The sequence below is a fragment of the Desulfamplus magnetovallimortis genome (genome assembly GCF_900170035.1).
GTDB classification, from domain to species: domain Bacteria; phylum Desulfobacterota; class Desulfobacteria; order Desulfobacterales; family Desulfobacteraceae; genus Desulfamplus; species Desulfamplus magnetovallimortis.
Map to the genome: position 1 here is coordinate 21,242 of NZ_LT828542.1, position 9,355 is coordinate 30,596.

General features: G+C 42.6%; 4 protein-coding genes. All 4 read right to left on the reverse strand.

Going from position 1 to position 9,355, the window contains the following annotated elements; all coding sequences use genetic code 11:
• Window positions 1-193: 193 nt before the first annotated feature.
• Window positions 194-2,680 carry a CHAT domain-containing protein gene (locus tag MTBBW1_RS06980; RefSeq protein ID WP_080801206.1) on the reverse strand — a complete coding sequence of 829 codons (2,487 nt, stop codon included), beginning with the start codon at window positions 2,678-2,680 and terminating at the stop codon, window positions 194-196.
• A 59-nt stretch (window positions 2,681-2,739) separates the two neighbouring features.
• Window positions 2,740-6,513 (reverse strand): two-partner secretion domain-containing protein, encoded by a 3,774-nt coding sequence (locus MTBBW1_RS06985; protein ID WP_080801208.1) that lies wholly within the window; start codon window positions 6,511-6,513, stop codon window positions 2,740-2,742.
• 69 nt (window positions 6,514-6,582) lie between these two features.
• A complete protein-coding gene (locus tag MTBBW1_RS06990) occupies window positions 6,583-8,475 on the reverse strand; it encodes a hypothetical protein (RefSeq protein WP_080801210.1) in 1,893 nt (630 codons plus the stop codon).
• Between the two features lie 40 nt (window positions 8,476-8,515).
• Window positions 8,516-9,355: hypothetical protein (locus tag MTBBW1_RS06995; RefSeq protein WP_186441130.1), on the reverse strand; the 840-nt coding region annotated here is incomplete at its 5' end.

Genomic DNA, 9,355 nt, shown 5'->3' on the forward strand with positions numbered 1-9,355 from the left:
TAGGTGTCGTCTTTGAGGTAAACGGGCATGATTGATTGCGTATCAATCACCCCCAAATATAAAAATGATAGTCATCTCCACGGTAAAAACCCATCAATACCATCAAGAAGGTCTTTATAATTATGGACAATAAATTACTGATATATAAGGATTTTCATACATAGTTGTAATACCCTCGCTATATGAGGGTTTATTAAAGCCAGTTACCCAAAAGAATAAATGCAGCCCAGTAAAAAGGAGCATTGTACTGCTTCTGGTTTATCAGGGCAATCTGGGCCTCCTGCAAAGCCTTGGCTTTAGTGATCTCTTCTTTTGCAAGTCGTTCGTAAAATGTTGACAAAAGCTTCTGTGTAGCAATATCCGACACCGGCCACAAAGATCCCAGAACGCTTCTGGCACCTGATTTAAGGGCAACTCCAGAAAGCCCAAGGGGCGAGCGATCATCTCCTTCAGCGGTCTGGCAGGCACTTAGGGTGATAAGCTCCACAGGCTTTTGTGCAAACTCTCTGGGTCTGATAAACTCCTCAAGAAGGTTCATGCTTAGGATTTTATCATAGGTCATGATGAAATTTTCATCTGGATTTCCCCCGAAAAAACCGTGTGATGCAATGTGAATGACCCCGTAATCCTTATGTTCCAGTTCGCTTGCAAAGCGGTTTAGTAAAAATTCATCATTCATCAGAAGCTGGCCTTTGAGATTTGCAGAGATGTTTTCCATTTCACCGGCAACTCCGGGGAGCCTGAGGAGCTCCTTTACATGCTGAGCTTCTGCTTCCGCAGTCTGAGAAGAGTCAGATATTTGAGAAAACTGTGAAGAAGAGGAATCAGTTGATGAAGAAGGTGTTTCAAGTTCTGCATTATCACGTTTGAGTTGCGCAGATTTGACAGAGAACCCTCTAACGCCTCTGTCTCTTGAATCAAGGGTTGTCTGACATAGGGTCTGCCACAATATGCCCGGAAGCTCCATGATAACCGGACCTGGTTCACTCATCCCGGCCATCAAACCTCTCATCTGACCACGAGGCAGAGGTTTGGGATCCAGAAGCATCAATCCTGGTTCTGTCACCACGGCATAGTGCTGGGCAAGAAATCCTGTCCCGTCCCACAGTGCTGCCATTGGAAGCATCCTGAAAACACCATCCGGCACAAAAACAAGTGTATCCACCCTATTCTCTTCAAGCAGAGATTTCAGAGGAGCGATCAGCCAACCATACACCTCTTTACCAAGCTGTTCATAAAAAAGGTTGTTGCGAAGATTAAGAGATAACTGACTGACAGTATCTTCCACAATCTCTCCCCTTACCAGAGCTGTCTTCCTGTAGAGGGTACCTCCAATATCTGCAAGTATTTCAAGGCGATCCGGAAAAATTACAGGGTAGATAACCGCAGTGCCAGAAGAAAGAGTTGTAATCTCCTGTGCCATGGCATCAATGCAAGGATCCCTGAAGTAATCCCGAAGTTCGGACTGTTTGCTCTTTTCCACTGCCTGCTGTGCTTCCCTTAAAAGCTGCTGCTGCACAAAGCTATCTTTTTCATGGCCTGATGCTTCAAGCAACAGGTCTGCAAGGCCGGTATAGATGGGAAAAAGAGTGGTACGAAAGGAGCTGCACCCCTCTTCATTGGCAATTGCCATATCCTGACGAATGGCGTCCACATGAAAAAGAGCCCGTTGAAATGCGGCAATGGCCTGATTCCTCTCCCCCTTGCTCTTAAAAAGTCTCCCCATCTGCCACTCCCACTGCATCAAAAGGTCATGATCCTGAATGGCTCCAGCTGAGGTGACTGCCCGTTCTGTCAATATAAGGGCATCTTCAATACGGTTTCGGCTTTCGTAGAGTTCACCCATACTGCCATGGGCAAGGGAGACAAGTCTTGGATCTTGTGGAGAATCCAGATTTTCAGCAAGGCTCTGTGCCCGCTTAAGGGTATGATATCTAAAGGCATCCCCTGTAGTACCAGGCTCCCGAAATCCTGCTTCTGTTGCGATTTCCAGCAAAATTTTTGCCTGTTCACGTGGTGATTTAATCTCATCAACAGATACAATTGCTTGGGAAAGATGCTCAAAGGCAGCAGCATTGTCAGATGGAGGAAGCACATGGGCTATGTTACGGTGAATCGCTGCTTTATGGGCATGATCCTGATTCAGGCCGGTCTCTTCAATAAGCGTCAATGCCCTTTTATACAAATTAAGGGCTTCAGCCATGTTATTCCGGCCAGCCAGCACATTACCAAGACGACTGGCACAAGATGCCGCTATGTCCGAAGAAAAAGGCTGAAGGTTTTCTGACTTTTCAAGTGCTGAACGCAGCATTGTTTCAGCACTTTTAATATCCTGACCGAGAAAATGGATGTAGCCTAAGCACTGCATGGATATAATTTCCAGCCGTGGGTGTTTCAGGATTTGAGATTTTGAGAGGGCATCTTTAAAATCAACTTCTGCTTTTTCGTAAAATCCAAGTGTTCTGAAAATTTCTCCTCGACTGAGCAGAAGTTTTATCTCCTGGATACCGGTGGCACTTTCAAGCTGGTTTGTCAGATGGAAAAGCTGTGCAACTTCCGGTGTTTCCGGTGTTGCAGATGCTTTATGGATTGCAGCTTCTGCCTGACAGACAAGGTTGAAAAATACCAGTAACAGTACCAAAACTAACCTTTGGGCATATGTTTTTATTGTATTTGACATGAGTTACTCCAGTCCTTTTTTGTTGAATACTCAAAATCGACATTTTGCCTGCGTATTTTTCAATCCGCTACTGTTTCATCAATGCGTTCCATGGTCAAAAGAACCAGTGAAGGGTCTTCGGGCTGTTCTGGAAAACCGCCTTTTCCTCCCTGAATCAGAGAGCTTGCCTGATGGCTGCCAAGTGCAAGGCAGGGGTCTGTTGACATCATGACAGGAGAAGTAAACTGAACCCCCATATTGGCAATGGAGCCGCTGATGTCAATTTCTGTTAGCTTTTGGGGAATCTCGCCAGGGTTTCCCTTTGGTGCTGCGGCCTGAATGACATTGAGGTTCTGTCCAGGCTCAAATATTCTTCGCTCAAGGCCTCCGATTTCAAGCTCCTGGGTTCTGTCGGTGATAATGCCGTTGACATTGATGTCAATGGTGCCTCCGGTTGCGTTTTCAGCAGCAGTATTAGCCTGAATAAATCCACCTTTCATAACAAGAAAATTTTCCGGCATTGCATTATCTTCCTGCTTTATTCCTTTGATGGTTATATTGCCGCCGTCTCCGGTTTCTCCTTCTACGGATGTTGTAATCTGGGCATCATGAATAAAAAGGCTGTCCGATTGGATAGTGATGTCACCACCGTCAGCGTTTTTGCATGAAGTGTTGATGGTGCTGCTATTTTTAACGATTGTCTTATTTGCCTGAATATTAATTTCGCTTGCTGGAACGTTCTGGGTACTCTCGGAAGTTATGGTTGCTTTTTGATCAAGATGAATATTGCGAGCATTAATGTTAATTGAATTAACAATTGAATTTCCAGATAGTTCTGCAAGACTCTCTTCTGAAAGTTTCTGTTCAGCAGAAATGCTTATGTTCCCACCATTCATAAGAGTCACAGAGTCCGCATTTATGATGACATCACCAACATAGCCTGCGGCATTATCAGTGGCAGCACTATATATACCAGTTGATTCTCCATCAATTATAATATTATCAGCGTTGACAGTTACAGTACCAGCATCACCTTTTGCATAGGTGCTGCTTGAAATAAGTGCTCCATCAATCAATTTCAGCAGCCTGTCCACCGTGACAGTAACTGTTCCGCCATTACCCTCGGAAAAATAAAAGGCTAAACTCGCTATACCTGTACCATCGCCACCTTTACCATCAATTTTTAACTCTCCTGCTTTGACAATTACATTTTTTGCATCACCTTTTGCAGATGTGCTGCTTGAAATTCTGGCTTCATCAAGCAATTCCAGCAGACCATCAACTGTTACATCAACCGTTCCTGCGTTCCCGCTGGAGCCATAACTGGCATCACTTTCAATACCTGTTACCTCTCCATTACCATTAATTTTGATACTCCCTGCTGTTACGATTACGTCACCGGCATCACCTTTTGCAGATGTGCTGCTTGATATTTCTGCACCATCTCTCATTTCCAGAAGAGCGTCAGTAGATACAGTTACTGTGCCAGCATCTCCAGTTGTATTTTTATATGTTTCACTACTAATTTGGGCAGCCCCCTTCATCATCTGTATTTCTTTAGCATTAACAATTACGTCACCTGCATTACCATTGGAACCTTCATAGGCAGCACTGGTTATTCCTGTAAACAAATAGGTCTCATTTTGAGGGTCAATGATTAATTTGTCGGCATTCACTGTAACTTTGCCGGCATTACCTTCTGAAAAGGTACTGGTTGAAATTTGTGCACCATTACTCATTTCAAGCAATCCTTTTATATTAATTATGATTTCTCCACCATCTCCCTCGGAAACATATCCAGATGGATCTGTTTCTGCCTGACAGGCAACTCCAGTAAGCTGAGTCTGAAACCCTTGAGCATCTATTTTCATATTTCCGGATTCTAACATAACAGTATTTCCATTTCCTTTTCCAAACGTACTACTTGAAATCGCTCCTCCATGATAAAGCTCCGTAGAATCATTTATGATAATATTTACAGTCCCAGCATTACCTTCATCATATGTCCAGCTTCTTATACCCGTAAACCGTCTACCAGAGATTGTCTGATTCTTATTATCTATCATCAGATTTTCAGCAGTTACTATTACATCTCCTGAATCAGCCTTAGTAAAAGTATCACTTGATATCGTTCCCCCATCTATAAGTTCAATTTTATCTTCAACATTTACTTCAATTGAACCAGGATTACCCTGTGAGCCACTCCTTGCCTGACTTGTTATACCTGCAAACGACTCACGTCCCTGTCCATCAATTGTCAGTTGGCCAGCCCTAACAAGAAGATTACCAGCATCTCCCTGTGACCATATAGAGCTTGATATTTCGGATCCATTGAGAATTTTTAACATATCAGCAACATTTACTTCGATTGAGCCAGCATTACCGTATGATCCGGTTCTTGCATGGCTTGCAATACCCGTAAATGAATCACTCATTTGACGATCAATTGTCAAATCTCCGGCATTAATAATTAAATTGCCAGCATTACCCTTTGACTCTGTATAGCTTGAAATTGAGGCCCCATTTATGATCTGCATCAGGCCATAAACTTTTATGTCAACTGTTCCGGCGTTGCCCTCGGAATTCGATCCTGCCGTACTTGCAATAACGGTAACCTGGTCGCTTCCTTGCTCATCAATTGTCAGTTTATCTGCCTTGACAATCACATTGCCTGCATCACCTTTGGAAGATGTAGTACTCCAGATTTGAGACCCCTTGTTGATTTGTATTAAGCTATTTACATTTATTTCGATTGTTCCAGCATTACCTTCTGAGTTCGATTTTGCCTGACTTGAAATAACGCTATAAGAATCCCCCCCATCAATGGATAAATTTTCGGCATTGATAATAATGTCTCCAGAATTTCCTGTTGAATAGGAATAGCTTAAAATGGATGAATTATTGTCTATGATCACCTCTTTTTCTGCACTTACTTCAACACCAATATCTCCATTTTTGACACCAAGGTTATGAGCTTTAATTGAAGATTCATCAAATTCCACCTTTCCGGTATGTATTTTGATGTGTCCGCCACCATTACCACTTGAATCAATGGTGGCGGATTTTATGCTCACTGTTCCGTTGGCTATTCCTGCTATATCTCCTTCAATAGAAACATTTCCAGAAGATTTTCCTAACGCCGTAAGCTGAATGTCGCCCCCCTCGTTTACCAGCTTGGAATTTTGCTCTTCAGCTCCCTGTATTGTGATATTTCCGCTGCTCAAAGAGATCCTGCTTTCCGGCGCAAACTCCAGCACACTGCCGTTAATCTCAATGGTTGCCGCTTTTGCCCCTAAAAACCCGAAGGACTCAGGTGCAGCCTGGGTCAAAGTGCTTGTTGCCGGAGAGGAAGCACTGAAAACAGTGCCATCGTCAAAAATCAGTTCATCTGCGGTACTGACATGAAACGCCGCCGGCACATCCACTGTGGCATGTGGACCAAAGACCACCCCGCTTGGATTGATGAAGAAAAAATCCGCATCTCCCACGGTGGAACGAAGAAGGCCGTCAATGGTTGAGGCCTCCCCGCCTGTCACCCTTGAGATGACGTTGTTTATGCTGTTTGAACCGGTAAAAGTGGCACTCTGGTTTTCTGATATGCTGAAGGTTTTAAAGCTGTGAAACAGATTCTGGCCAGATAGTGTTCCCAAGGATTCAGGAATTGTAAAATCAGGGCCTGTTAGTGTCTGGGGTGCACCAACAGTGCCATCGGTTGCAATATCTGCATAGACAAAAGCAGCATACCCTGTAAAAATGATAATTGAAAAAAAGGATAAAACAATGACAATGATCTTGTTTATAAAACAGGATAAACAATGATGGCCATTAGAAAAATTCAACCTACCATCTTTCATAAAGAGTTCCCTTCGCAATATTTATGTTAAAATTCAGACTTTTATCTTTTATGAGCTTTGATTCTGCTATTAAAAGTTCATAATACTATCATTGATTGCAATTTTTTTCTCTCTGCACAAGACTGTTGCTGTTTCTGTAAATCCACCAAGGGATAGAAAAGCCGGTATCATAATGTTATCCGGTCTAAGGTTCTGATATATCATCACTTTTTCATGAAAATCCTCGATCATGGATCGTCCACTTTTTGCCGCCTGCTTTTTGACTTCCACAACCAGAACCCTTCCGCAGGATGACTCTGCAACTATATCCAGCTCCAAGTTTTTGCCGTCTTCCCTCTGGAATATGACACGGGTTTTAACATCCACAATATTCAATGGAGTATCGGTGATATTCAATGAAGTCTCATTGATATTCAATGGAGTCTCACTAATACTCAATGGAGTCTCACTAATACTCAATGAAGCCTCACTGATATTAAATGAACTTTCGTCAGTTTGTTCATTTGCTCTCTTTTCATCCTGGATATTCCCGCCATCGGGAATGGTGAAAAAGCTGGACACTTTAAATCTCTTCCTGCTTCTAAAGGCATTGGCAAGCTGCATTTCAGCAACCTGACCTGTAAGGTTGCTCAGCATTCCCTGTATTTTATGTTCCTCCTGCTTCAAAGCCTCTATCTTTTCATGGAACTCCTTTTTCAAGTCAGGCTCAAAGTTGTGGATCTCCTTTTCAAAACGGTTTCTCAAAATAAGATTTAGTGTTCCATCCTGAAGCCCCCGAAAGTCTATATCTGCATTGCCCCACTCCAGCATGTCAGCTTCCACAAGAGTCAAAAGTTTTTCCTGAATCTCGTTGATTTCAAGCTCCAGCCCCATGGTCTCCTTAAGCTCTGCCGGTGTCCAGTAACGATCCGAATGTTTGCTTAAAAAGAGCAGTAAATTCTTTGCATGGCGGTCATTGATCTTTTGAAGAGTGAGTTGAATATACTCTCCCCAGGTTCTTGACATTTCTGAATAGCGGTTTGTGATCTCGTAATTTACAGTGTTGATAACACCCTCTTCAGTGAGAAGCTCTTTATCCTCATAGTTGCTCTGTATTACACAGGATATGAAAAACGGGTCTGACATGCACAGGGTATTTATCTGAACAGCCGTGTCGTTGGTGATTGGTTCTCCATATGCATTGGCATATCTGTACACTGCCTGAAGACCGCTTTCATGTGTTAGATAAGGTGATATAAACATTTCGGTAAGCCGTCCAGCCTCAAGATATCTGCTGCTGATGTTGATGAGCCAGCGGATGTAGGAGCCAGTCACCAGCATGGGGGCAATTTTGGACTCCACATGGTAGTGGAAACTGCCGGCAAGAGACTCTATGGGAGCTGTCTGATAATGGGGATCTGGATAAACATATTGCGTGATATTCTGGAACTCGTCTATGATCACAAGGAAACTGATGTCATACATATCAGCAAAACGGTGGGGAGCTGAGTAAGCAATTTTCCATACAAGATCATTTAGCCCAGCAGCTTTATTCTCCTGTATGGCATCAATATCTTCAATCATAAGCTCTATACCGTTGGCTATGGCACAATCCCTCAACTGTTCCAATGGCAACAGCTTGCCGACAAAGGATGCTTTTCTCTCAATAAAGGATATGTACTGGGTTGCAAATGCACAGTAATAATCAATTGCAAACGTGGGATACCAGGTTTTATTTTCCGATATATCAAAATAGAAGGGAATCACCTTCCCGTTTTCACTCCATAGTTTATTGAAAATACGCTGGATAAATGCGGTTTTGCCGCTTTTTCTGCGTGCAAGGATAACCCTTGATTTAGAAAGTTTTTTCGGAATATTGGCAATCCATTTTCCAAAGTTTTTAAACTCTTTTTCACGACCAACAAGAAGGTCGGGGTTGCCTATTTTTTCCTGGAGCGGATATTGAATATTGTCTGAATTCATCACATCTGCCTTTTTTAGTGTAACTCCCCTTAATAATATCTTAAAAATTCACAATTCTTTCATTGATTGCAATTTTTTTCTCTCTGCACAAGATTGTTGCTGTTTCTGTAAATCCACCAAGGGATAGAAAAGCCGGTATCATAATGTTATCCGGTCTAAGATTCTGATATACCATCACTTTTTCATGAAAATCCTCGATCATGGATCGTCCACTTTTTGCCGCCTGTTTTTTGACTTCAACAAGCAAAATCCTTCCGCAGGATGACTCTGCAACTATATCCAGCTCCATGTTTTTGCCGTCTTCCCTCTGGAATATGACACGGGTTTTAACATCCACAATATTCAATGGAGTATCGGTGATATTCAATGAAGTCTCACTGATATTAAATGAAGTCTCACTGATATTCAATGGAGTCTCACTGATATTCAATGGAGTCTCACCAATACTCAATGGAGTCTCACTAATACTCAATGAAGTTTCACTGATATTAAATGAACTTTCGTCAGTTTTTTCATTTATTCTCTTTTCATCCTGGATATTCCCGCCATCGGGAATGGTGAAAAAGGTGGAAAGTTTAAATCGCTTCCTGCTTCTAAAGGCATTGGCGAGCTGCATTTCAGCAACTTGACCTGTAAGGTTGCTCAGCATTCCCTGTATTTTCTGTTTCTCCTGTTTCAATGCCTTTATCTGTTCATGGAACTCCTTTTTCAAGTCTGGCTCAAAATTGTGGATCTCCTTTTCAAAACGGTTTCTCAAAATAAGATTTAGTGTTCCATCCTGAAGCCCCCGAAAGTCTATATCTGCATTGCCCCACTCCAGCATGTCAGCCTCCACAAGGGTCAAAAGTTTTTCCTGAATCTCGTTGATCTCAAGCTCCAG